Source organism: Telluria sp. ZT3P25, from assembly GCF_059685895.1.
In genome coordinates this window covers 1715436-1740259 of the sequence record NZ_JCASIJ010000001.1, presented here as the reverse complement: position 1 = coordinate 1740259, position 24824 = coordinate 1715436, and the positions used below count along the sequence as shown (strand labels likewise).

Annotated in this window: 19 protein-coding genes; 12 read left to right on the top strand and 7 right to left on the bottom strand. The window is 64.6% G+C overall.

What is annotated here, in order from left to right; translation table 11 throughout:
* Positions 1-18 precede the first annotated feature (18 nt).
* Positions 19-321, bottom strand: a complete 303-nt coding sequence (locus tag AC56LY_RS07880; RefSeq protein WP_499578106.1) for a Dabb family protein — start codon at positions 319-321, stop codon at positions 19-21.
* Between the two features lie 223 nt (positions 322-544).
* Here AC56LY_RS07880 and AC56LY_RS07875 point away from each other — a divergent pair, with 223 nt between their 5' ends.
* Complete coding sequence (locus AC56LY_RS07875) at positions 545-2248, top strand: MFS transporter (RefSeq protein ID WP_499578104.1); 1704 nt, start codon at positions 545-547, stop codon at positions 2246-2248.
* A 63-nt stretch (positions 2249-2311) separates the two neighbouring features.
* On the opposite strand, the gene AC56LY_RS07870 is transcribed toward AC56LY_RS07875, so the two are convergent.
* From AC56LY_RS07870 to AC56LY_RS07860, 3 genes are all read right to left on the bottom strand, one after another.
* Positions 2312-4402, bottom strand: a complete 2091-nt coding sequence (locus AC56LY_RS07870; protein ID WP_499578102.1) for a 3-hydroxyacyl-CoA dehydrogenase NAD-binding domain-containing protein — start codon at positions 4400-4402, stop codon at positions 2312-2314.
* Between the two features lie 103 nt (positions 4403-4505).
* Positions 4506-4703, bottom strand: coding sequence for a YqaE/Pmp3 family membrane protein (locus AC56LY_RS07865; RefSeq protein ID WP_343028176.1), 198 nt, complete (start codon positions 4701-4703; stop codon positions 4506-4508).
* Positions 4704-4776: 73 nt separating this feature from the next.
* Entirely contained in the window at positions 4777-6444 is a 1668-nt protein-coding gene (locus AC56LY_RS07860) for a 3-(methylthio)propionyl-CoA ligase (RefSeq protein ID WP_499578101.1), read from the bottom strand.
* 214 nt (positions 6445-6658) lie between these two features.
* On the opposite strand from AC56LY_RS07860, the gene AC56LY_RS07855 reads away from it, so the two are divergent.
* From AC56LY_RS07855 to AC56LY_RS07825, 7 genes are all read left to right on the top strand, one after another.
* Entirely contained in the window at positions 6659-8149 is a 1491-nt protein-coding gene (locus AC56LY_RS07855) for a protein adenylyltransferase SelO (RefSeq protein WP_499578100.1), read from the top strand.
* 31 nt (positions 8150-8180) lie between these two features.
* On the top strand, positions 8181-8576 hold the full coding sequence (gene msrB / locus AC56LY_RS07850) for a peptide-methionine (R)-S-oxide reductase MsrB (protein ID WP_499578098.1): 396 nt from the start codon (positions 8181-8183) through the stop codon (positions 8574-8576).
* A 12-nt stretch (positions 8577-8588) separates the two neighbouring features.
* On the top strand, positions 8589-9221 hold the full coding sequence (locus AC56LY_RS07845) for a septation protein A (protein ID WP_499578097.1): 633 nt from the start codon (positions 8589-8591) through the stop codon (positions 9219-9221).
* Positions 9218-9511, top strand: a complete 294-nt coding sequence (locus tag AC56LY_RS07840) for a BolA family protein (RefSeq protein WP_499502162.1) — start codon at positions 9218-9220, stop codon at positions 9509-9511. Before AC56LY_RS07845 ends, AC56LY_RS07840 begins: the two co-directional genes overlap by 4 nt.
* Positions 9512-9615: 104 nt before the next feature.
* Entirely contained in the window at positions 9616-10395 is a 780-nt protein-coding gene (locus AC56LY_RS07835) for a peptidylprolyl isomerase (RefSeq protein ID WP_499578096.1), read from the top strand.
* Between the two features lie 84 nt (positions 10396-10479).
* Positions 10480-11256, top strand: coding sequence for a peptidylprolyl isomerase (locus AC56LY_RS07830; protein ID WP_258834112.1), 777 nt, complete (start codon positions 10480-10482; stop codon positions 11254-11256).
* A gap of 114 nt (positions 11257-11370) precedes the next feature.
* Entirely contained in the window at positions 11371-11751 is a 381-nt protein-coding gene (locus AC56LY_RS07825; protein WP_499578094.1) for a GNAT family N-acetyltransferase, read from the top strand.
* 361 nt (positions 11752-12112) lie between these two features.
* Here the strand turns inward: AC56LY_RS07825 and purL are convergent, their stop codons facing one another.
* Positions 12113-16144 (bottom strand): phosphoribosylformylglycinamidine synthase, encoded by a 4032-nt coding sequence (purL, locus tag AC56LY_RS07820; protein WP_499578093.1) that lies wholly within the window; start codon positions 16142-16144, stop codon positions 12113-12115.
* 225 nt (positions 16145-16369) lie between these two features.
* On the opposite strand from purL, the gene AC56LY_RS07815 reads away from it, so the two are divergent.
* The 4 genes from AC56LY_RS07815 to AC56LY_RS07800 all read left to right on the top strand — a co-directional run bounded on the left by AC56LY_RS07815 (position 16370) and on the right by AC56LY_RS07800 (position 20619).
* A complete protein-coding gene (locus AC56LY_RS07815; protein WP_499578092.1) occupies positions 16370-18001 on the top strand; it encodes a response regulator in 1632 nt (543 codons plus the stop codon).
* Positions 18002-18012: 11 nt separating this feature from the next.
* On the top strand, positions 18013-19320 hold the full coding sequence (locus tag AC56LY_RS07810) for an energy transducer TonB (protein WP_499578090.1): 1308 nt from the start codon (positions 18013-18015) through the stop codon (positions 19318-19320).
* A 27-nt stretch (positions 19321-19347) separates the two neighbouring features.
* Entirely contained in the window at positions 19348-19587 is a 240-nt protein-coding gene (locus tag AC56LY_RS07805) for a hypothetical protein (protein ID WP_499578089.1), read from the top strand.
* 81 nt (positions 19588-19668) lie between these two features.
* A complete protein-coding gene (locus AC56LY_RS07800; protein ID WP_499578088.1) occupies positions 19669-20619 on the top strand; it encodes a YdcF family protein in 951 nt (316 codons plus the stop codon).
* Here the strand turns inward: AC56LY_RS07800 and AC56LY_RS07795 are convergent.
* Positions 20616-21086, bottom strand: coding sequence for an FKBP-type peptidyl-prolyl cis-trans isomerase (locus AC56LY_RS07795; protein WP_499578086.1), 471 nt, complete (start codon positions 21084-21086; stop codon positions 20616-20618). The two genes, AC56LY_RS07800 and AC56LY_RS07795, sit on opposite strands and share 4 nt — an antisense overlap.
* A gap of 82 nt (positions 21087-21168) precedes the next feature.
* The gene (locus AC56LY_RS07790) at positions 21169-24768 is read right to left on the bottom strand and encodes a hydantoinase B/oxoprolinase family protein (RefSeq protein WP_499578085.1); all 3600 of its coding nucleotides are present in this window, start codon (positions 24766-24768) and stop codon (positions 21169-21171) included.
* Positions 24769-24824: the final 56 nt, after the last annotated feature.

Below are 24824 nucleotides of genomic sequence, written 5' to 3'. Positions count from 1 at the left end.
CCGGTCAGAACGGCGTGGTCAGACTTCGTAATCCATGCACTGGCGGCCTTCGCGGATCGCGCCGATGAACGGCACCACGGCCTGGTGCACCGGATGCGCGATATACGCGGCCAGCGCCGCGCGGTCGGCGAATTCGGAATACAAGACGATGTCGTAGGTCGCTTCGAGGTCGGGCTGGGCCAGTGTCACTTCGAACGTGATGATGCCCGGGACGATCGCGGCGCATTCGTCGAGCCGGCGTTTCATCTCGCGTGCATTGCTTGCGCGGTCTGCACCTTCGGCCGCGTCCTTCAGTTTCCACATGACGATGTGCTTGATCATTCATTCTCCTGTTGTCAGCGTCGTGGGCAGGGTTGCCTGCCCCTCGCAAGCAGTATAGCGAGCGCACGACCGTTCGCCAAAACCATACGAAAAACATATTTACAGCGCTGGCCTCTGCCCACCCATTTTGCAAGATTCGCGTAAGTTTCGAGGCGCACATTGGGTTGGCTGACCAACAATCAGCCTTTCCGCTTAAACACAAAACAACGAACGGAGACCACCCATGGCCATCACACCCGGCAACACTGTCGGCGCCGTACCACCACCTGCTACCACCGCCGGCCTGACCAAGGAAGAGCGCAAGGTCATTGCTGCTTCCTCGCTCGGCACCGTGTTCGAATGGTACGATTTCTACCTGTACGGCTCGCTTGCCACGATCATCGCCAAGCAGTTCTTCATTGGCGACCCCAACACCACCTTCATTTTCGCGCTGCTGGCCTTTGCCGCCGGTTTCATCGTGCGGCCATTCGGCGCGCTGGTGTTCGGGCGCCTGGGCGACATGATCGGTCGCAAGTACACATTCCTGATCACGATCCTGCTGATGGGTGCATCGACATTCCTGGTGGGCATCCTGCCCAGTTACGCGCAGATCGGCATCGCCGCGCCCATCATCCTGGTCACGCTGCGCATCCTGCAGGGCCTGGCGCTGGGCGGCGAGTATGGCGGCGCGGCAACCTACGTGGCCGAGCACGCGCCGCACGGCAAACGCGGCCTCTTCACGGCGTTCATCCAGACCACCGCGACGATCGGCCTGTTCCTGTCGCTGCTGGTCATCCTGGGCACCCGCACGCTGATTGGTGAAGAAGAATTCCAGGCCTGGGGCTGGCGCATTCCGTTCCTGATCTCGGTCGTGCTGCTGGGGATTTCGGTCTGGATCCGGCTCTCGATGAACGAGTCGCCGGCCTTTGCCAAGATGAAGGCGGAAGGCAAGACGTCGAAAGCGCCGCTGTCGGAAGCCTTTCTGAAACCGAAGAACGCCAAGATCGCCCTGCTGGCGCTGCTCGGCCTGACGATGGGCCAGGCCGTGGTCTGGTACACGGGCCAGTTCTATGCGCTGTTTTTCCTGACCAAGACGCTCAAGATTGCCGACCCGACGGCCAATATCCTGATCGCCATCGCCCTGTTGCTGGCCACGCCGTTCTTCATCATCTTTGGCGCGTTGTCGGACAAGATCGGCCGCAAGTGGATCATCCTGGGCGGCTGCGCGATTGCAGCGGCGACCTACTTCCCGATCTTCAAGGCCATCACGCACTACGGCAATCCGGCACTGGAAACGGCGCTGCGCACCGCGCCCGTCTTCGTCGTGGCCGATCCGGCTACCTGCAGCTTCCAGATCGATGCAACCGGCACCCGCAAGTTCCCGTCGTCGTGCGACATCGCCACGCGGATGCTGACGGCAGCATCGGTCAGCTACAACCGCATCGACGCGCCAGCGGGCACCGTCGCCACCATCAGGATCGGCACGACCGAGTTCAAGTCGTTCAACGCCGTCATGACGCCGGATAACCTGAACTTCGACGATGCCTCCAAGGCCAGCGAAGCGGCGCTCAAGAAAGAGGTCAATGGGGCGCTGGCGAGCGCGGGTTATCCGGAGAAAGCCGATCCGGCCGCGATCAACAAGCCGATGCTGGTCGTGCTGCTGTTCATCCTCGTGCTGTATGTGACGATGGTATATGGCCCGATCGCGGCGATGCTGGTCGAGATGTTCCCGACCCGGATCCGCTACACGTCGATGTCGCTGCCGTATCACATCGGTAATGGCTGGTTCGGCGGGCTGCTGCCGACGACGGCCTTTGCGCTGGTGGCGTTCAAGGGCGATATCTATTACGGCCTGTGGTACCCGATCATCATTGCCATGACCACGTTCGTGATCGGTGCGTTGTTCGTGCGGGAGACCAAGGACAACAATATCTACGCGAACGACTAGTGATGTAGCTGCGACCATGAAGCGTGGAAGGCGGCGCCTTCCACGCTTCGAACCGTGTTAACTTCAGGCGTTGAACGCGCCATTCGCCGCGGCCAGCTGCACCAGCAGCGGCGCCGGCGTCCACGCCTCCCCACTGCGCCCGCGCGCAAAGCCTTCGATCGCCGCCAGCACGGCCGGCAACCCGACCATGTCGGCATACAGCATCGGCCCGCCACGGTGCAGCGGGAAGCCGTAGCCGCTCAGGTAGACCATGTCGATGTCGGACGCCCGCAATGCGATGCCTTCTTCGAGGATCTTGGCACCCTCATTGACCAGCGCATACACGAGCCGCTCGACGATTTCAGCGTCCGGGATGGCGCGGCGCTCGACCCCGATCTCGTCCGAGTACTGCGTCACCATCGCGTCGACGGTGCCTGAGGGCGTTGCCGCCCGCGCGCCCGCCTGGTAGTCATACCAGCCCGCGCCCGTCTTTTGCCCGAAGCGGCCCTGTTCGCACAGGCGGTCCGGCAGCTTCGAATAAGCAAAGTCTGGTGACTCGATCGCACGCCGCTTGCGGATATGCCAGCCGATGTCGTTGCCCGCCAGGTCGCTCATGCGGAATGGCCCCATCGCGAAGCCGAACGCTTCGATCGCACGGTCGACCTGTTCCGGCAGCGCGCCTTCTTCCAGCAAGTCGTACGCTTGGCGCAGATACTGCTCGAGCATGCGGTTGCCGATGAAGCCATCGCAGACGCCCGAGACCACACCCGTCTTCTTGAGTTTTTTCGCCAGCGCCAGCGCCGTGACCAGCACATCGGCCCCGGTCTGCGCACCGCGCACGATCTCGAGCAGCTTCATCACATGCGCAGGGCTGAAGAAATGCAGGCCGATCACATCCTGTGGCCTGCCCGTGAATGCGGCGATGCGGTTCACGTCGAGCGACGACGTATTGGTGGCCAGGATCGCGCCCGGCTTCATCAGTTTGTCGAGCTCGCGGAACACCAGCTCCTTGACGCCCATGTCTTCGAATACCGCTTCGACGACGATGTCGGCCTGCGCCAGCGCATCGTACGACAGCGTGCCGGTGATGGAGGCCATGCGCTGCACCAGCTTGTCGGCCGTGAGCTTGCCCTTGGCAACGCTGCGTTCGTACACGGTGCGGATGCCGGCCAGGCCCTTGTCGAGCGCTTCCTGCTTCGTCTCGAGGATGGTCACCGGGATGCCGGCATTGGCGAAGGTCATCGCGATGCCGGCGCCCATTGTGCCGGCGCCCACGACCGCCGCGCTGGCAATCGGTCGTGGTTGGGTATCCGGGGCCAGGCCCGGTACTTTGCCGGCGGCCCGCTCGGCAAAGAACGCATGGCGCAGTGCCTGCGATGCCGGCGTCGTGGTCAGGTACATGAAGCGTTCGCGCTCGAAGTGCAGGCCGGCCTCGAACGAATCGGCAGTGACCGACGCGGCGACCGTCTCGACACACTCGCGCGGCGCCGGGAACGGCCCGGCCATCGCATCGACACGCGCGCGCGCCGCTGCCAGAAAGCCAGCGGCGTCCGGGTGCGCGACGGCGCGGTCACGCACTTTCGGCAGTGGCCGGACGGCGGCAACCGATTCGGCAAACGCGATGGCGGCTGGCAGGAGTTCAGTACCTTCGTCAAACACGCGGTCGAACAGCGGCGTGCCGGCCAGCTTGTCGGACAACACCGGTGCACCGCTGAGGATCATGTCGAGGGCTTGTTCCAACCCCAGCACGCGTGGCAGGCGCTGCGTGCCGCCGGCGCCGGGCAGTAAGCCAAGCTTGACTTCAGGCAGCGCGATCTGCGCGCCCGGCGCCGCGACGCGGTAGTGGCAACCCAGCGCCAGCTCCAGGCCGCCGCCCATGCAGACGCTGTGAATGGCGGCAACGACCGGCTTGGCCGCGCCTTCCGCGGTGGCGATCAGGGTATGCAGCGACGGTTCGGTGAGCGCCTTGGGCGAATTGAATTCACGGATGTCGGCACCACCCGAAAACGCCTTGCCGGCGCCGGTGATCACGATGGCCGTGACGGCCGGGTCGGCTTCGGCCTGCCGGATACCGGCAACGGCTGCCGTGCGGGTGACCAGGCCGAGGCCATTGACGGGGGGATTGTTCAGCGTGATGACGGCAACGCTGCCGTGCACCTGGTAGTCGGCGCTCATGTCGATTTCGTCTCCTGAAAGTGGGAATGACCGAGCTGCCAACTATACCGCAAATAAACGAACGAACGTGTTATTCGGGCAAGCCAGGAGGGGGATTACCCAATCAGAATTGGCCGCGCTGGCTCGCTTCGGCGATCTTCTTGTCGGTCTTGTACTGGCTCAGTGCGTACACGGCCCAGATCGTGGCAGGCAGCCAGCCGACCAGCGTGATTTGCAGGATCAGGCAGATGACGCCAGCGATCGGGCGGCCGATCGTGAAGAAGGTCAGCCAGGGGAAGATGAGGGCGATGAGCAGGCGCATGGGAATTCCTGTGAGTGGAAGATTGTTAAAAGTGACACAACTTTACCCGCCCGCCGTGAAATGCGTCGCACAGTTATTTTTCGGCAACCTGCGCCGATGGCAGACGGTGCTGCGCATACGTTTCACGCAGGCGGTTCTTCTGGATCTTGCCGGTGCCGCCGACCGGCAAAGCGTCAGCGAACACGACGTCGTCGGGCGTCCACCAGCGTGCCACCTTGCCGTCAAACCAGTCGATCAGCGCATCGCGCGTGACGTCCATGCCGGGCCGGCGCACGACCACCAGCAGCGGGCGCTCGTCCCATTTCGGGTGCGCCACGCCAATGCAGGCTGCCTGCAGCACGGCCGGGTGTGCCATTGCCACGTTCTCCAGATCGATGGTGCCGATCCACTCGCCACCGGACTTGATCACGTCCTTGCTGCGGTCGGTGATCGCCAGATAGCCGTCGGCGTCGATCGTGGCCACGTCGCCTGTCGGGAACCAGCCGTCGACCAGCACGGCGCCGCCCTCCTCGCGAAAATACCCGGAGACGACCCACGGCCCCTTGACCAGCAGGTGGCCGAAGGTCACGCCATCCCAGGCCAGTTCGGCGCCAGCGTCGTCGACGATCTTCATGTCGACACCATAGATGGCGTGCCCCTGCTTGCGCAGTACCGCGCGCTGCGCGTCCGGCGGCAGCGCCAGGTGCGTGCTGTTCAGTGTGCAGGCCGTGCCCAGCGGCGACATCTCGGTCATGCCCCACGCGTGCACGACCTCGATGCCGAAGCGGTCCATCAGTGTGTCCATCAACGCCGGCGGGCAGGCTGAACCGCCGATCACGGTGCGGCGGAACGTGGAGAACGCCAGAGCGTGCTCGATGACGTGGTTGACCAGGCCCAGCCAGACCGTGGGCACGCCGGCCGAGAACGTCACGCCCTCGCCTTCGAACAAATCGTAGAGCGACCGTCCGTCGAGCGCCGGCCCCGGAAACACGAGCTTGGCGCCCGACAGCGGCACCGAGTACGGCAAGCCCCAGGCATTCACATGAAACATCGGCACGACCGGCAGCACGACATCGCGCGCCGATACATTGAGCGCGTTCGGCATGGCCGACGCATACGCGTGCAGGACCGTCGAGCGGTGCGAATACAATGCGCCTTTCGGGTTGCCGGTGGTGCCGGACGTGTAGCACAGGCTGGCGGCCGAGCGTTCGTCGAACTGTGGCCACGCGTAGTCATCACGCTGCGCGCCGATCAGGTCTTCGTAGCACAGCAAGGTGTCGATACCGGAATCGCGTGGCAGCGCCGAGCTGTCGCACAAGGCCACCCAGGCCTTGACGCCCGTGGAGATGCGCGCCAGCGCGGTGACAATCGGCAGGAAGGTCAGGTCGAAGAACAGCACCTGGTCCTCGGCGTGGTTGACGATGTACGCGATCTGGTCCGGGTGCAGGCGCGGGTTGATCGTGTGCAGCACGGCGCCGGAACCCGAGACGCCGTAATACAGCTCCAGGTGCCGGTAGCCGTTCCAGGCCAGCGTGGCCACGCGGTCGCCCATGGCGATGCCCAGGCTGTCGAGCGCATTGGCCAGCTGGCGCGAACGAGCCGCGGCGTCACGCCACGTGTAGCGGTGCAGGTCGCCCTCGACGCGGCGCGAGACGATCTCCCGATCGCCATAGTGGCGCGCGGCGAATTCGATGATGCCGGAGACCAGCAACGGTGTATCCATCATCTGGCCTTGCAGGGGACTCATCGGGTAGTCAGACATGTGGGCTCCGGGATGTAAAGAGGATTAAGCTCAGCAGCAACGTGGAAAGTGTCGTGCGCGATGGCGCGCGGCGTCAACGCAATTCGATGATGCGGTGCGTCATGGCGCCACCACCTGCGCCAGTCCGCGCTGACCCGCTGCCGTTACAGGATGTAACGCGCGCAGACTGGCGTGCCCGATCACGCATACTATCGCGGTCGGGTAAAATCGTTCCATGCCGACTACGTCAACGAGGACTGCCATCACTGCCGACGAACTTGCACTGAACAATTCGTTCGCCGAATTGCCGCCAGCGTTTTACACGCGCCTGATGCCCACACCCCTGCCTGCGCCGCATTTCATTGCAGCCAGCAAACCTGCGGCGGCCCTGATCGGGCTGACCGTCGAGGATCTCGCACGTCCCGATTTTGTCGACGTCTTCACCGGCAACAAGGTGGCGCCGCGTTCGCAACCGCTTGCTGCCGTGTATTCCGGCCACCAGTTCGGTGTCTGGGCCGGCCAGCTGGGCGACGGCCGCGCGATCACGCTGGGCGACATCGCCACCCCCGCCGGGCCGATGGAAATCCAGCTCAAGGGCGCCGGGCGCACGCCGTATTCCCGCATGGGCGACGGCCGGGCCGTGTTGCGCTCGTCGATCCGCGAATTCCTGTGTTCCGAAGCGATGGCGGCGCTGGGCATCCCGACGACGCGCGCGCTGTCCCTGACAGGCTCGCCGCAAGGCATCGCGCGTGAAACGCTCGAGACGGCCGCCGTCGTGGCGCGCATGGCGCCGACGTTTGTTCGCTTCGGCTCGTTCGAGCACTGGGCTTCGCAAGGCCGCGAGGACGAGCTGCGCACGCTTGCCGATTATGTCATCGAGCAGTTCTATCCCGAACTCGCCAGCGAGGCCAATCCCTACGCGGCGCTGCTGGCCGAAGTCACGCGCCGCACCGCGCGCATGATTGCGCACTGGCAGGCCGTGGGGTTCATGCACGGCGTGATGAACACCGACAATATGTCGATCCTGGGCCTGACGCTCGACTATGGCCCGTTCGGCTTCATGGAAGCGTTCGACGCCCGCCACATCTGCAACCACACGGACCAGGGCGGGCGCTACTCGTATGCCAACCAGGTGCCGGTCGGCCACTGGAATTGCTATGCGCTGGGCAATGCCCTGCTGCCGCTGATCGGCGAACCCGAGGTGGCCGAGGAAGCCCTGGCCGTCTACCGGCCCGAATTCGGGCGCCAGATGGACATCCTGATGCACGGCAAGCTTGGCTTGCAAGCCAGCCAGGACGGCGACGCCAAGCTGTTTGAAGACACGATCGAGCTGCTGCAGGCGAACCACGCCGATTTCACGTTGTTCTTCCGCCTGCTGGGCGACCTGCAGGTGGATGCGCCCGAGAACGACGAACCGCTGCGCGACCTGTTCATCGACCGCGCCTCGTTCGACGCCTGGGCCGCGATCTACCGCACCCGCCTGCGCAGCGAACACAGCGTTGACGCCGCCCGCCGCGTCGCGATGAACCTGGTCAACCCCAAGTACATCCTGCGCAACTACCTGGCCCAGACGGCCATCGAACAGGCACAGAACGGCGACTTCAGCGGCGTGCACACGCTGCTGGCCGTGCTCGAGCGCCCGTTCGACGAACAACCCGACCATGCAGCCTATGCCGAGCTGCCACCCGACTGGGCTGCGCATCTCGAAGTGAGCTGCTCTTCATAAACACACCAACGAGACACGAGGAAACCACATCATGACCGACAAAGTCACCAAGACCGACGCCGAGTGGCGCAACCAGCTCGATCCAATGGAATACGAAGTCACGCGCCACGCGGCGACCGAACGCGCCTTCACCGGCAAGTTCTGGGACCACCACGAGCACGGCATTTACAGCTGCGTCTGCTGCAATACGAAGCTGTTTGAATCGGACACCAAGTTCGACTCCGGCTGCGGCTGGCCAAGCTACTTCCGCGCGCTCGATCCGGCCAATGTGATCGAAAAAACCGACCGCACCCACGGCATGGTGCGCACCGAAGTCATCTGCGGCGTCTGCGACGCCCACCTGGGCCACGTGTTCCCGGACGGCCCGCCGCCAACCGGCCTGCGCTATTGCATTAATTCCGCCTCGATGCGGTTCGACCCCGCCTGAGAGTAATGCACGATGAAATTCCTGTTCGACTTTTTCCCCGTCCTGCTGTTCTTCGGCGTCTATAAATACGGCGACAGCAACCAGGCCTGGGCGCATCGCATGGCCGTCGAGTACCTCGGCCCCCTGATTGCCGGCGGCGGTGTGCCGCCGTCACAGTCGGCAATCCTGCTGGCCACTGCCGTGGCCATCATCGCCACCGTGTGCCAGGTCGGTTACCTGCTGGCGCGCGGGCGCAAGGTCGACAATGCGATGTGGCTGACGCTGGGCGTGATCGTCGTCGCCGGCGGCGCCACGATCTATTTCCACGATGACCTGTTCATCAAGTGGAAGCCGACGATCCTGTACTGGGCGTTCGCACTGGGACTATTCATCGCGCAGGTGTTCTATCGTAAAAACCTGATCCGCTCGGTGATGGAGCCGAACATGAAGCTGCCCGAGCCGTTCTGGAACCGCATCGGCTACATTTGGATGGCGTTCTTCGTCGGCATGGGTTTGCTGAACCTGCTGATGGCGTTCGTGGTCTTCCATAACGATACCGGTGCCTGGGTCAGTTTCAAGCTGTTCGGCTTTACCGCCATATTCTTTGCCTTCATCATGCTTCAGACGATGATGCTCTACAAATACATCAAGGAGGAAGACGCATGACCAATCTGACAGACAAAAGCGATCGCGAACCACGCATGCGCGCCCAGCTCGAAGCCGAACTGGCCCCTACCCTGCTCGAGATCAGCGACGACTCGCACCTGCACGCGGGCCATGCCGGCGCGGCCTCCGGTGGCAGCCATTATTCGGTGAAAATCGTGTCCTCGCGGTTCGAAGGCCTCAAGCTGGTCATGCGCCATCGTCTTGTGTATGATGCCGTGCACGATATGATCAACAAGGCGGAAATCCACGCTCTGGCCATCAACGCCATCGCGCCTTCCGAGCTGTCCTGAAAGCGGGTTTTCAGGCAGTTTTAAGAAATTTGCCCGACAATCGAACAGATAAGTACACCACCTGAACTTCTCTCGTCCAGTTAAAACCCGTCACAGGAATACACATGACCTTTAAGCCTGCTCGCCTGCTGTTAGCCCTCGTTGCCATCGCATCGGCCCCGGCCTTTGCCCAGAACATCGCAGTGGTCAACGGCAAGGCGATTCCTTCGGCACGCGCCGACGCCGTCGTCAAGCAGGTCGTTGCCCAGAACCAGGGCAAGGACTCGCCAGAGCTGCGCGAAGCCGTCAAGAATGACCTGATCGCCCGCGAAGTGCTGATGCAAGAGGCTGTCAAGCAAGGCTGGGACAAGAAGCCTGAAGTGCGCGAAGCCATGGACAGCGCCCGCCAGTCGATCGTCGTCAATGCCCTGGCGCGCGACTACATCGCCAAAAACCCGGTGACCGATGCCGAGATCAAGGCTGCCTACGACAAGGTCAAGGCAGAAACCGGCGACAAGGAATACCACGTCCGCCACATCCTGATGGGCACCGAAGCCGAAGCCAAGGCAGCGATTGCCAAGATCAAGGGCGGCGCCAAGTTTGAAGACGTCGCCAAGACCTCGAAAGACACCGGCACGGCCAACACCGGCGGCGATCTGGACTGGGTCACCCCAAACACGATGCCGCCAGAATTCGCGGCCGGCTTCACCAAGCTCGCCAAGGGCGCGATCACCGACGTGCCGGTCAAGACCAATGCCGGCTTCCACGTGATCAAGCTGGACGACACCCGCGCGACCAAGCTGCCACCGATGGACCAGGTCAAGCCACAGATCTCCGAGACGCTTGCGCAAGAGAAGCTGCGTACGTTCCAGGAGCAAATGGTCAAGAAGGCAAAGGTGCAGTAAGATGTATTGTCGCCGGCGCGCGCACTGCACGCCGGCATTCGTCGCCTGCGGCGATACTTTTCGAGTTTATATAGGATCTCAACGATGATTTTGAAGCCAGCCAGCCTGTTGTTCGCCATGATTGCAGTCGTTGCCGTGCCTGCCCTCGCGCAGAACGCCGCTACCGTCAATGGCAAGGCAATCCCGCAAGCTCGGGTCGACCAGCTGGTCAAGCAGGTCGTGGCCCAGGGCCGCGCTGCGGACTCCCCTGACCTGCGCGAAGCGATCAAGAAAGACCTGATCAGCCGTGAAGTATTGATCCAGGAAGCCGACAAGCAGAACATCGGCGCCCGCGCCGACGTCAAGTCGGCCATCGACAACGCCCGTCAAAGCATCATCATCAACGCGATGCTGGCGGACTACGTCAAGAAGAACCCGGTCAAGGATGCCGACGTCAAAGCCGAGTACGACAAGCAGAAAGCGCTGATCGGCGACAAGGAATACCACGCGCGTCACATCCTGGTCGATTCCGAAGCCGATGCCAAGGGCATCATCGCCAAGCTGAAAGCCGGCGGCAAGTTCGATGAGCTGGCCAAGCAGTCGAAAGACGGCAGCGCACAGAACGGCGGCGACCTGGGCTGGGCCAGCGCGGCCACCTATGTGCCTGAGTTCTCGAAAGCCATGGTCGCCCTGCAGAAAGGCGCCATCACCGAAACGCCTGTGAAGTCGCAGTTCGGTTTCCACGTCATCAAGCTGGAAGACGTCCGCGCAGCCAAGGTGCCGGCGCTGGAAGAAGTCAAGCAGCAAGTTACCGAAGGCCTGCAGCAGCGTCAGCTGGCAGCCTATCGCGAGACCCTGGTCAAGAAAGCCAAAGTGCAGTAACTCACTGTCTGGCTAGACCGCAAAGAGCGCACCCAAGGGTGCGCTCTTTTTACTTGAAGGCTGGCGTTTATGCATCCCGTATTTCGTGAAGCGGCGTACAACGATATACCGCACATGACCCGCATCCGCCTGGCGGTGACCGAGAACGTCTTGCGCGACCCCACGCGAATCACGCCGCAGATGTACGCCGATTTTCTGGAAAGAGATGGTCGCGGCTGGGTGGCGCTGGTCGATAACGAAATCGTCGCGTTCAGCTATGCCAACAAGATCGACGGATCGATCTGGGCCTTGTTCGTCGATCCGCGTTTCGAGGGAAAAGGGCTGGGCAAGGAATTGCTGGCCCGGGCTTCCGGGTGGCTGTTCTCGCTGGGCTTCAGACGCGTGACACTAAGCACGGGCGCACGCACCAGAGCCGCGCAGTTCTACACGCGACTGGGTTGGCGCCCTGAGCCGTCAAGCAACGACGACGTCGTCTTCGTGCTCAACGCCTCATAAGATGAGCGGCGACGCCACCCACGCGTTCAAATTCACTTAAAGAGCCGCAAAAGCCGGGGTCAGGTCTGACATTCGGACACGACCTCGACATTCACCTAACCAAAGCCGGGGTCAGGTCTGACAATTGGACACGATCTCGACAATCAACCGGTCCGGCTTCGCTGGCATCGCCGATGCTGATTCCGAACAAGCCATCATTGGAAGTGGCTAAAGCTGAGGTCGTGTCCGAATGTCAGACCTGACCCCGGCTGTGCTTTACCTAAGGCTGAGGTCGTGTCCGAATGTCAGACCTGACTCCCGGCTGTGCTACGGCGCAAAAAAAAACGCCTCCAAGGAGGCGTTTTTTGCATCAGTCAGCTGATCAGCCAACCCACTTGCGTGCGTTGCGGAACATTCGCATCCATGGTGACTCATCGCCCCAGGATTCCGGTGCCCACGAGTGCACGGCGCCGCGGAACACGCGCTCCGCGTGTGGCATCAGGACCGTGAAGCGGCCGTCCGCCGTGGTCACCGACGTCAGACCACCCGGCGAGCCGTTCGGGTTGAACGGGTACGTTTCGGTGGCCTGGCCACGGTTGTCGACGAAGCGCATTGCCTTGATCGACGCGTCGTAGTCGCCGGTCAGCGAAAAGTCGGCAAAGCCTTCGCCGTGTGCGATGGCGATTGGCGCGTGCGTGCCGGCCATGCCCTGGAAGAAGATCGATGGCGAATCGAGCACTTCGACCATGCCGAAGCGTGCTTCGAACTGCTCCGACTTGTTACGGGTGAACTTCGGCCATGCCTGCGCACCCGGGATGATCGACTTCAGGTTGCTCATCATCTGGCAGCCGTTGCAGACGCCCAGGCCGAAGGTGTCCTGGCGCGCGAAGAAGCGGGCGAACTGGTCCGACAGCTGCGGGTTGAACAGGATGGTCTTGGCCCAGCCTTCGCCGGCACCCAGCACGTCGCCGTACGAGAACCCGCCCACGGCGATCACGCCATGGAAGTCGTCCAGCTTGGCGCGGCCGGCGATCAGGTCGCTCATGTGCACGTCGATCGCTGCGAAGCCCGCCTGGTGCATCACCCAGGCCGTCTCGATGTGCGAGTTGACGCCCTGCTCGCGCAGGATCGCCACGCGCGGGCGCTTGCCAGTCGCGATGAACGGTGCAGCGACATCCTCGTCCAGGTTGAAGCTGATCTTCGGCGTCATGCCGATATCGTGCTCGTCCAGCAGGCGGTCGTATTCGGCGTCTGCGCACTCCGGATTGTCGCGCAGGCGGGCGATGCGCCAGCTGGTCTCGCTCCACAGGCGATGCAGGCTGCTGCGCTTTTCGTTGTAGATGACTTTCGCGTCGCGCGTGAATTCGATGGCGCCGCGGTCATTGAGCTTGCCGATGATATGGCTGCAAGCGCCCAGGTTCGCTTCGCGCAGCACGTTCATGACGGCCGTCTTGTCCTCCACGCGCACCTGGAATACGGCGCCCAGTTCTTCGCTGAACAGCGCGCGCAGCGTCATTTCGTTGCGGCGCTCGGCCACCTGGCCGGCCCAGTTCTTGGCGTCGCCCCAGTCGGCGCCGTGCCCGCTCTCCATCGTCAGGATGTCGAGGTTGACCGACACGCCGGTGCGGCCAGCGAAGGCCATCTCGGCCAGCGTCGCGAACAGGCCGCCGTCCGAACGGTCGTGGTAGGCCAGCAGCTTGCCATCTTTGTTCAGCTTCTGGATTGCGCCGAACAGCGCTTTCAGGTCGTCAGCCGAATCGACGTCCGGCACCGAGTCGCCCAGTTGCTGGGTGACTTGCGCCAGGATCGATGCGCCCAGGCGGTTCTTGCCGCGGCCCAGGTCGACCAGGATCAGGGCCGTGTCGCCCGCATCCGTGCGCAGTTGCGGTGTCAACGAGCGGCGGATATCGGCCACCGGCGCGAACGCCGAGACGATCAGCGACACCGGCGAGATGACGGCCTTCGCTGCGCCTTCGTCGTTCCAGGTGGTACGCATCGACAGCGAATCCTTGCCGACCGGGATCGACACGCCCAGCGCCGGGCACAGTTCCATGCCAACGGCTTTCACGGTATCGAACAGCGCGGCGTCCTGGCCCGGCTGGCCGCAGGCCGCCATCCAGTTGGCCGACAGCTTGATGTCCGAGATATCGTCGATTGCGGCGGCCGCGATATTCATGATCGACTCGGCCACGGCCATCCGGCCCGATGCGGCAGCGTCGATGACGGCCAGCGGCGTACGCTCACCCATCGCCATCGCTTCGCCGAGGAAGCCGTCGTAGGCCATTGCCGTGACGGCGCAATCGGCCACCGGCACCTGCCATGGGCCGACCATCTGGTCGCGCACCGTCATGCCGCCGACCGTGCGGTCGCCGATCGTGATCAGGAACGATTTGTCGCCCACGGTGGGATTCTGCAGCACGCGGCGCGCTGCTTCCACCAGCTCGATGCCGGTCAGGTCGACTGGCGGGAACGTGTTCTGCACGTGCTGCACATCGCGCGTCATCTTCGGCGGCTTGCCGAGCAGGACGTCCATCGGCATGTCGACTGGCGACGCATTCGGGCCACCGGCCTGCTCTTCGTCGAGCAGGCGCAGCTGACGCTCTTCGGTCGCAGTACCGACGACGGCAAACGGGCAGCGCTCGCGCTCACACAGCGCGGCGAACTTCGCCAGGCTCTCGGGGGCGATCGCCAGCACGTAGCGTTCCTGCGATTCGTTGGACCAGATTTCTTTCGGCGCCAGACCGCTTTCTTCGAGCGGCACCTTGCGCAGATTGAAGATCGCACCGCGCTTGGCGTCATTGACGATTTCCGGGAACGCGTTCGACAAGCCGCCCGCGCCCACGTCGTGGATCGAGATGATCGGATTGTGCGCACCCAGCTGCCAGCAGCCGTTGATCACTTCCTGCGCGCGGCGCTCCATCTCCGGGTTGCCGCGCTGGACCGAGTCGAAGTCCAGGTCGGCCGTGTTGGTGCCGGTGGCCATCGACGACGCGGCGCTGCCGCCCATGCCAATGCGCATGCCAGGGCCGCCAAGTTGAATCAAGAGGCTGCCGACCGGGATCTCGTCCTTGTGCGTGTGCGCGGCCGAGATGCTGCCGATACCGCCGGCGATCATGATCGGCTTGTGATAGCCATAGACCGCGCCAGCTGCGCCGACGTTCTGTTCGTAAGTGCGGAAGTAGCCGCCCAGGACCGGCCGGCCGAATTCGTTACTGAACGCGGCGCCGCCGATCGGGCCTTCGATCATGATCTGCAGCGGCGAGGCGATGCGTTCCGGCTTGCCGTACAGCGCATCCGAGCGCACCTGGCCCGTCACGTCCGACGCGTTTTCCCACGGTCGCACGGCATCCGGAATCACCAGGTTCGAGACCGTGAATCCGGCCAGGCCCGCCTTCGGCTTGGCGCCGCGGCCCGTTGCGCCTTCGTCGCGGATCTCGCCGCCGGCGCCAGTCGAGGCGCCCGGGAATGGCGAGATTGCGGTCGGGTGATTATGCGTCTCGACCTTCATCAGGGTGTGCACGAGCTCCGTCGACGGGCCGTATTCTTCGCCATCGCGCGGGAAGAACCGGGTCACGGTCGCGCCTTCGATGATCGACGAATTGTCGCTATAGGCGACGACGGTGCCGCGCGGGTTCAGCTGGTGCGTGTTCTTGATCATGCCGAACAGCGAGATGCTCTGCTTCTCGCCGTCGATGACCCAGTCGGCATTGAAGATCTTGTGGCGGCAGTGCTCAGAGTTCGCCTGGGCGAACATCATCAGCTCGACGTCGGTCGGGTTGCGCTGCGCCTTCGTGAAGGCGTCGTTCAAGTAATCCACTTCGTCGTCCGACATCGCCAGACCGAGTTCCGTGTTGGCGCGCACCAGTGCGGCGCGGCCAAGACCCAGCACGTCGATGCTCTCGAGCTGCTTGCCCTCGAGTTCATTGAACAGGTGCTGCGCGTCGTCGGCATTGCGCAGGACCGTATCGGTCATGCGGTCGTGCAGCAGGCCGATGACCGCCTGCAGCTCGTCGTCCGCCAGTTTCTTGGGCGCGCCGAAGCTGCTGCCAAGGATGCCGGTCTTGAGCACGACGGTGTAGCCGATGCCGCGCTCGATGCGGTGGACGTGGCCCATGCCGCAGTTGCGGGCGATATCGGTCGCTTTCGAGGCCCACGGTGAGATGGTGCCAAGGCGCGGGATGACGAAGAATGCTTCGGTCACGCCGTCGTACAGGGTCTCCGGCGCAGGCTCGCCATAGGTGAGCATGGCCGACAGGCGCGACGTATCGTCGATGGACAGTGGCGCGCTGGTGTCGATGAAATGGTAGAAACGGCCCTGGACGGCGGCGATCGACGGGGCGACAGCTTGCAGTTGGCTCAGGAGGCGTTGGCTACGGAAGGCGGACAGGGCATTGGAACCCGGCAGAATCAACATGGCTTGGACAGTCGGTTGATGCAGCGTCGCTGCTAGGGTGGAAGATAGGCCGGTATTATACAGCCTCGCCCCCCTGGTCGGGCCGCCATCGGCGACCGGCTGGCACCCCGCGCACGTAGCGTACCGGTTTCCTTGATCGTTTCGGCACTTGCCGGTATCTTAACGGTGGACAATCTTGCGATGTGCGCCGTCCGGCGTACACGGCCAGAGCAGACGAGAGCGACGATGCAAGAAAACGCGAACCTGGCGGTGCTGGTGATCGATCCCAATCCGGGCATGCGCGCCAGCCTGCAAAACATGCTGGGCCTGGCAGGCATCACGAAGGTCGAGCACGCGGTCAATGCCGGCACGGCGATCCGCCAGTTGCAACAGCGCGCGTTCGACATCATCCTGTGCGAATACGATCTGGCCAGCGGCGCCGGCGAAGGCCAGGACGGCCAGCAACTGCTGGAAGACCTGCGCCAGCATCGGCTGATTACGCCGTCGACCATTTTCATCATGCTCACCTCCGAGGCCGAGCGCGACAAGGTCGTCAGCGCCGCCGAACTGGCGCCCACCGACTACCTCCTCAAACCCTTCACGGTGGAGTTGATCAGCACACGCATCAGGCGCGCGCTCGATCGGCGCGGCGCCCTGCTCCCAGCCTGGCAACTGGCGGCGCAAGGCAGACTGCGCGAGGCGATTACCGCGTGCGCCGACGGCGCGCTGGCGCAGCCGCGCTTTGCCGCCGACTTCGCGCGCGTGCGCGCCGAGCTGCACACGACGCTGGGCGAACATGCCGAGGCCGCCGCGGTCTACCGCGACGTGCTGGCCGAACGCGCCGTCGGCTGGGCGGTCCTGGGCCTGGCGCGCACGCTGCTCGCGCTGGGCCAGCTGGATGACGCCCGCGCGATCCTCGAAGAACTGCTGGCGGCCAATCCGCGCCTGATGGCCGCCTACGACCTGCTGGCACGCTGCCTCACATCGAGTGGCGAGCCGGCACTGGCCCAAAGCGTGCTGGCCGACGCGGTGGCCATCTCCCCGCACGTCGTGGGGCGGCTGCGCACGCTGGGTGACCTTGCGCTGGCCACAGGCGACATGGCCGTGGCCGAGACGTCGTTCCGCCAGGTCGTCTCCAAGGCGCGCTACTCGGCGTTTCGCGATCCCGAAGACCACGTCAGCCTGGTCAAGACGCTGGTGGCGCGCGGCGATCTGCTGCAGGCCACGGGCGTGATCCGCGACCTCGAACGCTCACTGCGCGCCGCGCCGGGTTATGAAGCCTGCCACGCCTATGCCAATGCGCTCCTGTACGACAAGTCCGGCAACGGCGGCGCGGCGGTGGCTGGGCTGCAGACCGCCGTGTCGGCGGTGCGGGCCAACAATGCGCTGTCCTCCGGCCTCAAACTGGAACTGGCGCGCGCATGCCTGGCGCACCGGCTCGACGACCAGGCGGCCGGCGTGATGCTGACGGTCGTGAACGACGCAGGCAGCGGCGTGTCGCCCGAACAGGCAATGACGGTCTTTGTCGACGCTGGCCGCGCCGACCTGCTCGAGAACATGGGCCAGCAGCTCAAGGCCCAGGCGCAGATCCTGCTGGGCGTGGCCGACGAAAAACGCAATATGGGCGACGTGCGCGGCGCGGTCCAGACGCTGCGCGAAGCGCTGCATCTGGCGCCGCGCAACCTGCAGGTGATGGCCGCCACCGCTGGCGGCATCCTGCGCCAGATTAATGAACTGGGCTGGGACCATCCGCTGGGCCAGACCGCCGCTGGTCTGCTCGACGGCATCCGGGCCCAGGATGCGCAGCATCCGCGGCTGGCGACACTGACCGAAGAGTATCAGGCGGCGCGGCGCAAGTACGGCATTGCGGCCGGTTGAACGACGTGCGCATGAGCCGCATGCAGGCCGTCCTGCTCCACGTTGCCATCGGCGCCACCGCCATCATGGGGCCGGGCATTGCTGGCGCCGCCGACGCTCAGTCGGCGCTCGATCTTGACCTGTACGCCTGCCAGCGCCCCGTCTGGCCAGCCGATGCGCTGGCACAGCACGCCAGCGGCATGACCACGCTGGACGTGCGCATCCACGAACCAGGCTACTTCGTCGAAGGGCGCGTGACGGGTTCTGCGGGCCGGGCCGACCTGGATCAGGCTGCGCTCGACAGCCTGCGCGGCTGCACCTATCACGCAGTGGTATCCACCGGCGAGGCGCGAAGCGGCTGGCTCAAGGCGCAGTTCAGATGGTCCCATACAGGCGCATCCCCGGCGCCCGATGCTGCGCTGCTTGTCACTACGACGGCGCAGGCGATCGGCGGCGATCCGGTGGCCCAGAACCGGCTGGGCACATGGTACGAGCGCGGCACCCACGTCAAGACCGACCTTGCACAAGCCGCGCACTGGTACGAACGGGCGGGGCGGGCCGGCAATGCGCATGCACAGAATAATCTGGGCGTCCTGTACCTGCGCGGCGCTGGCGTGCCGCGCGATCCACACAAGGCAACCGCGTGGTACGCACAGGCTGCCGCCCAGGGGCATGGCTGGGCGAAGGCCAACCTGGCCTGGAGCTACCAGCACGGCCAGGGCAACGACCTCGATCCCGAGCTGGCGACGTACTGGCTGACGCAAGCCGCCGAGGGCGGCCTGCCTGATGCCCAGATACGACTCGGCACCCGCATGATGCGTAGCGCGGTGAACGACGATGAACGCCATACCGCTGCCAGCTGGCTGGCGCGCGCCGCGGCGCAGGACGATCCGTCCGGGTTGTACCTGCTGGGCCGTACGTTCGAACTGGGGCTCGGCAATGTGCAGGACGACGTCGAGGCGGCAGCGCTGTACCGCAGGGCGCTGGGCCGCAGCGCAGGGCGCGCCGAGACTGCCCTCGGCATCCTGCTCGATACGCTGCGCGCGCAGCCGCAGCATGACGGTGAAGCGGCGCAGCTGTACGAACGTGCCATGGGCGCGCGCCACCCAGCCGCGTTCTACCGGTATGGGCTGCTGCTGGAACAGCGCGGCGAGGACGCGCTGGCGGTTGCCCTGTACCAGCATGCCGCTGCGCAAGGCAACTGCGATGCCGTGCTCAGATATGTGCAATTGCGGCCCGCCGTGCTGGTGCCCGATCCCCGGGACAGTCATCCGCCACAGTGGGCACGGCAACAACGCTGGTGCAGCACCGACCCCGCGTTGCAGCCGCGCTTCGAATGATCTTTTAACCGTACACGACCACCTGCCATGGCACTACTCTCCCTTTTTCTGACGCTGCTGTCAGTGCTGACCCTCTGGCTCGCCATCACGATCTTCATCCTGCCGCCGCTGGCCGCGTATGTCGGCTATCGGGCGTATCGCGCACAGCGGCAACGACACCCGCACATGACCCGGACACAAAAACTGGTGTGGATGCTGCCCATGCTGCTGGCCATCGTCGCCATGCCTGTGGAGCTGTACGTGCTCAACGTCGGGTACCGCGCCTGAACCCGCAAACTTGACGCACTGCACAAGTTACGGTCTACTGTCGATGTCATTGTTACTACAGCGGCCCGATCGCCTTTCATTTTGCTCGACCTAATCAACGCCCTACCCCGCAATCTTTTCCTGCCTCCCACCAGCCTGTTCCTCATCATCGCGCTGGGTTTAGTGCTCTGGCGTTTCCGGCCCAAAGCCGGGCGCATCGTCGCCGGTACCGGGCTGGCCCTGCTGACCTTTATGTCGAGCAATGCCGGATCGAGCTTCCTGGTCGGGCCGCTGGAACAGCTGACCAAGCCGCTCGCGCGACCCGAAAGTGCGGGTGCCGAGGCGATCGTCGTGCTGGCGGCAGGCCGCTTGAGCAGCGCAGGCGAATACGACAACCGCGACATTCCCGACCACACAGCGCTGGCGCGCCTTCGCTACGGCGCGCACCTGCAGCGGCGTACCGGTCTGCCCATCCTGGTCACCGGCGGCAACGGCGGCAGCGGCGCCGATCCAGCCACGATCGACATGGAATACACCAAGGCCGATGCAATGGCCAGGGCGCTGCGCGAGGATTTCGGCGTGCCGGTCAAGTGGATTGAACGGCGCTCGCGCGATACGGGCGAAAATGCCATCTATAGCAATGTGCTGCTGCGCAAAGCCGGCGTGAAACGGATTTTGCTCGTGACCGATGCGATGCACATGCACCGCGCACGCAATGTGTTTCAGCGCGAAGGTCTCGATGTGGTCGAGGCGCCGACAATGTTCGTCTATAACCCGCACTATGGGTTCGATGCGTGGCTGCCAAGCGCGGAAGGCATGCGGCGCTCGTGGTATGCAACCTATGAACTGCTGGGCCTCGCATGGTACCGGATCCGGGATCGGGAAGCCCCGGGGGCCAAACAGGACCCGGTGGCGACGACACCCCGGCGCGTGGCGCTGCCCCCGGCATTGACACCGGCGTTGGCACCGGCATTGGCACCACAACCGGCACCAGCGCAGTCAGCAGCGCCAGTCAAGGCACCCGCAAACGCGCCGGCGCCGGTCGCGAATTAGCGCACGTCGAGCAGCTCGACCTCGAACACCAGCGTGGCGTTCGGGGGAATCGGGCCTGCGCCGCCGGCGCCATAACCCATGTCGGCCGGCACGATCAGCGTGCGCTTGCCTCCGACTTTCATGCCCTGCACGCCCACGTCCCAGCCTTTGATGACCTGACCGGCGCCGACCTGGAAGCTGAACGGCTCGCGGCCGACCGACGAATCGAACTCCTTGCCGCGCTGCTGGGGCGCTGCCGGCTCGTACAACCAGCCGGTGTAGTTGACGACGGCGGTCGCGCCGGACGTGGCTTCCTTGCCGGTGCCGACCACGGTGTCGATCTGTTGCGAGGCTACGGCCGGCGCGGTAGTGCTGGTCGCGCTGCTGGTTTCAGCAGCCGGCGTGGCCGGGGCTTCGGCGCGCTTGCAGGCAGTCACCGTCAGCAGCATTGCCACAGCGACGGCGGAACAGGTCAGTACACGTTTCATGGTTTCTCTCGTAGTAGTGTTAAAAATCGATGCTGGTGCAGCATACAGGGCGAGCGGGCCCGCCACAATATGCTGCCCCGTGCTAGGGCTTGCCGTAACCGCCACCGCCCGGCGTCTCGATGACGAACACGTCGCCCGCGGCCATGTCGATCTTGCCGATATGGCCAAGTGGCTCGATGCGGCCATCGGCACGCTCGACGCTGTTTTTGCCGCGCGCTGCCTCGCCGCCGCCGGCCATGCCGAACGGCGCATGGATCCGGTTATTCGACAGGATCGCCGCCGTCATCGGCTCTAAAAAGCGCACCCGGCGCACGCCGCCGTTGCCGCCATGCCAGCGCCCCGCCCCGCCCGAACCGGGCCGGATCTCGTAACGTTCGAGCCGCACCGGGAAGCGGAACTCGAGGATTTCGGGATCGGTCAGGCGGGAGTTGGTCATATTGGTCTGGACCACGTCGGTGCCGTCAAACCCGTCGCCCGCGCCGGAGCCGCCCGAAATGGTCTCGTAGTACTGATAACGGTCGTTGCCGAACGTGAAGTTGTTCATCGTGCCCTGCGCGGCCGCCATCACGCCCAGCGCGCCGTACAGCGCATTGGTGATGCAGGTCGAGGTCTCGACATTGCCCGACACGACCGACGCCGGATAGTGCGGATTGAGCATCGAGCCGGGCGGGATGATGACCTCCAGCGGTTTCAGGCACCCGGCGTTCAGCGGAATCTCGTCGTCGACCAGCGTGCGGAACACGTACAGCACGGCCGCCATGCACACGGCCGACGGTGCATTGAAGTTGTTCGGCAACTGGCCTGACGTGCCGGTGAAGTCGATCTGCGCAGTGCGCGCCACGGCGTCCACGCGAATCGCGACGTCGATGTGGGCGCCGTTATCGAGCTGGTAGTGGAAGCTGCCATCCTTGAGCGCCGAGATCACGCGCCGCACCGCCTCTTCGGCGTTGTCCTGCACGTGGCCCATGTAGGCGCGCACGACGTCCAGGCCGAAGTGCGCCACCATCTTGTGCAGCTCTTCGACGCCTTTCTGGTTCGCGGCCACCTGCGCGCGCAGGTCGGCCAGGTTCTGGTCGGGATTGCGCGCCGGGTAGCGCGCGCCCAGCAGCAGTGCGCGTATCGCGTCTTCGCGCAGCAAGCCATCCTGCCCGTCGATCAATTTGAAGTTGTTGATCAACACACCCTCCTGCTCGATATGGCTCGAGTCAGGCGGCATCGAACCCGGCGTGGTGCCACCGATGTCGGCGTGGTGGCCGCGCGAGCCGACATAGAACAGAATCCCGGCGCCGGCTTCGTCGAACACGGGCGAAATCACTGTCACGTCGGGCAGGTGCGTGCCGCCGTTGTACGGGTCGTTCAGGATGTACACGTCACCCGCATGCATGCGGCCGGCGTTCTCGCGGATCACGGTCTTGATGCTCTCGCCCATCGAGCCCAGATGCACCGGCATATGCGGCGCATTGGCGACCAGATTGCCATCCTGGTCGAAGATTGCGCAGCTGAAGTCCAGGCGCTCCTTGATGTTGACCGAGTGCGCCGTGTTCTGCAGGCGCAGGCCCATCTGCTCGGCGATCGACATGAACAGATTGTTGAAGATTTCGAGCATCACCGGATCGGCCGTGGTGCCGATCGCGCGGCGTTCCGGCAGCACTTCTACCCGCTGCAACACCAGATGGTTGAAGGGCGTCACGCGCGCTTCCCAGCCTGGCTCGATGACGGTGGTCGCATTGTCTTCGGCGATGATTGCCGGACCGCGCACCGCGTGCCCGGGCTGCAGCGCAGCGCGTGCGTAGACACCGGTGTCGTGCCAGCGCCCTGCGCTGTACATGCGCACGCTGTCCTGCGGTGCTGATTCCCCGACCGGCGTCGTCGTTGCCATCGGCTGCTCCGGCGGTGCATCGGACTGGCCGATGGCCTCGACCGACACCGCTTCGACGATCAGCGCGCGCGCCGGCATCAGGAACGAATAGCGGCGCTTGTAGGCTTGCTCGAACTGCGCGCTCATCGCCGCCATGTCGCCCGCAAGCACGACGAGCGCCGAATCGGTGCCTTCGTAGCGCAGGTGCACCCGTTCGACGAGCGTGATGCGCTCCGGCGCCACGCCTTGCGCCAGCAATTGCGCGCGCGCGGCCTCGCCCAGCACACCGAGACGTTCGGCCAGCGCCGGCAGCACGGCATCACTGAGCCGCTCTTCGACGGCCTGCTCGCGCATCGCGCTCTGGTCGGCCAGGCCCATACCGTACGCCGACAGCACGCCGGCCAGTGAGTGGATGAACACCGTCTGCATGCCCAGTGCATCGGCCACGAGACATGCATGCTGGCCGCCGGCGCCACCGAAACTGGTGAGCACGTAGTCGGTGACGTCGTGGCCGCGCTGCACCGAGATCTGCTTGATCGCGTTGGCCATATTACCTACCGCGATCGCGATGAAGCCTTCGGCCACGGCCTCCGGTGCCGGCTGTTCACCCGTGGCGACGCCGATCTCTCCCGCCAGCCTGTTGAAACGACGGCGCACGGTGGCGACGTCCAGCGCTTCATCCCCGCGCGGACCGAACAGGTGCGGGAAATAATCGGGCTGCACCTTGCCGAGCATGACGTTGCAGTCGGTGACGGCCAGCGGCCCGCCGCGCCGATAACTGGCCGGACCGGGATTGGCGCCAGCGCTGTCGGGCCCCACGCGATAGCGGCTGCCGTCGAAGTGCAGGATCGAACCGCCGCCGGCGGCAACGGTGTGGATGCTCATCATCGGGGCGCGCATGCGCACGCCGGCGACCTGGGTTTCAAATACGCGTTCAAACTCGCCGGCGAAGTGCGACACGTCGGTGGACGTGCCGCCCATGTCGAACCCGATGACGCGCTCGAAGCCAGCCTGCCGGCTCGCACGCACCATGCCGACGATGCCGCCGGCGGGCCCGGACAGGATGCTGTCCTTGCCCTGGAACGCGCGCGCATCGGTCAGGCCGCCATTGGACTGCATGAACTGCAGGTTCACGCCGGGCAGTTCGTCGGCCACCTGGTCGACATAGCGGCGCAGGATCGGCGACAGGTAGGCGTCGACGACGGTCGTGTCGCCACGCGCGACCAGCTTCATCATCGGGCTCACTTCGTGCGAGACCGACACCTGTGTGAAGCCGATCGCGCGCGCAATGCGGGTCACGGCCGCCTCGTGCGCCGTGTAGCGGTAACCGTGCATGAACACGATGGCCAGCGAGCGCAGGCCGGCGTCGAACGCCCCCTGCAGACTGGTCTGCGTGGCCGCTTCGTCGAGCGCCTGCACGATGTCGCCATGCGCGCCGATCCGCTCATCGATCTCGATCACCTGCGCGTACAGCAGCTCGGGCAGCACGATGTGGCGGTCGAACAGGCGTGGCCGGTTCTGGTAGGCGATCCGCAGCGCGTCGCGGTAGCCGCGCGTGATGGCCAGCACCGTCGGCTCGCCCTTGCGCTCGAGCAGCGCATTGGTGGCCACGGTCGTACCCATCTTGACGGCCTCGATGCCGGCCGCCGGCAACGGCGCGCCCGCGGCCACGCCCAGCAGGTGACGGATGCCGGCGACGGCCGCGTCGCGGTACTGTTCGGGGTGCTCGGACAGGAGCTTGTGCGTGACGAGTTCTCCGTCCGGGCTGCGCCCCACGATATCGGTGAATGTGCCGCCACGGTCGATCCAGAACTGCCAATCCATACAAGCTCCCTCTGCTGGCCAAATGATGGCAATCATTGTAGTGCGGACGGCGCGCC

Coding starts and splice junctions, on each gene's coding strand:
- AC56LY_RS07880 (WP_499578106.1), bottom strand. CDS start 321: ATGATCAAGCACATCGTCATGTGGAAACTGAAGGACGCGGCCGAAGGT.
- AC56LY_RS07875 (WP_499578104.1), top strand. CDS start 545: ATGGCCATCACACCCGGCAACACTGTCGGCGCCGTACCACCACCTGCT.
- AC56LY_RS07870 (WP_499578102.1), bottom strand. CDS start 4,402: ATGAGCGCCGACTACCAGGTGCACGGCAGCGTTGCCGTCATCACGCTG.
- AC56LY_RS07865 (WP_343028176.1), bottom strand. CDS start 4,703: ATGCGCCTGCTCATCGCCCTCATCTTCCCCTGGCTGACCTTCTTCACG.
- AC56LY_RS07860 (WP_499578101.1), bottom strand. CDS start 6,444: ATGTCTGACTACCCGATGAGTCCCCTGCAAGGCCAGATGATGGATACA.
- AC56LY_RS07855 (WP_499578100.1), top strand. CDS start 6,659: ATGCCGACTACGTCAACGAGGACTGCCATCACTGCCGACGAACTTGCA.
- msrB (WP_499578098.1), top strand. CDS start 8,181: ATGACCGACAAAGTCACCAAGACCGACGCCGAGTGGCGCAACCAGCTC.
- AC56LY_RS07845 (WP_499578097.1), top strand. CDS start 8,589: ATGAAATTCCTGTTCGACTTTTTCCCCGTCCTGCTGTTCTTCGGCGTC.
- AC56LY_RS07840 (WP_499502162.1), top strand. CDS start 9,218: ATGACCAATCTGACAGACAAAAGCGATCGCGAACCACGCATGCGCGCC.
- AC56LY_RS07835 (WP_499578096.1), top strand. CDS start 9,616: ATGACCTTTAAGCCTGCTCGCCTGCTGTTAGCCCTCGTTGCCATCGCA.
- AC56LY_RS07830 (WP_258834112.1), top strand. CDS start 10,480: ATGATTTTGAAGCCAGCCAGCCTGTTGTTCGCCATGATTGCAGTCGTT.
- AC56LY_RS07825 (WP_499578094.1), top strand. CDS start 11,371: ATGACCCGCATCCGCCTGGCGGTGACCGAGAACGTCTTGCGCGACCCC.
- purL (WP_499578093.1), bottom strand. CDS start 16,144: ATGTTGATTCTGCCGGGTTCCAATGCCCTGTCCGCCTTCCGTAGCCAA.
- AC56LY_RS07815 (WP_499578092.1), top strand. CDS start 16,370: ATGCAAGAAAACGCGAACCTGGCGGTGCTGGTGATCGATCCCAATCCG.
- AC56LY_RS07810 (WP_499578090.1), top strand. CDS start 18,013: ATGAGCCGCATGCAGGCCGTCCTGCTCCACGTTGCCATCGGCGCCACC.
- AC56LY_RS07805 (WP_499578089.1), top strand. CDS start 19,348: ATGGCACTACTCTCCCTTTTTCTGACGCTGCTGTCAGTGCTGACCCTC.
- AC56LY_RS07795 (WP_499578086.1), bottom strand. CDS start 21,086: ATGAAACGTGTACTGACCTGTTCCGCCGTCGCTGTGGCAATGCTGCTG.
- AC56LY_RS07790 (WP_499578085.1), bottom strand. CDS start 24,768: ATGGATTGGCAGTTCTGGATCGACCGTGGCGGCACATTCACCGATATC.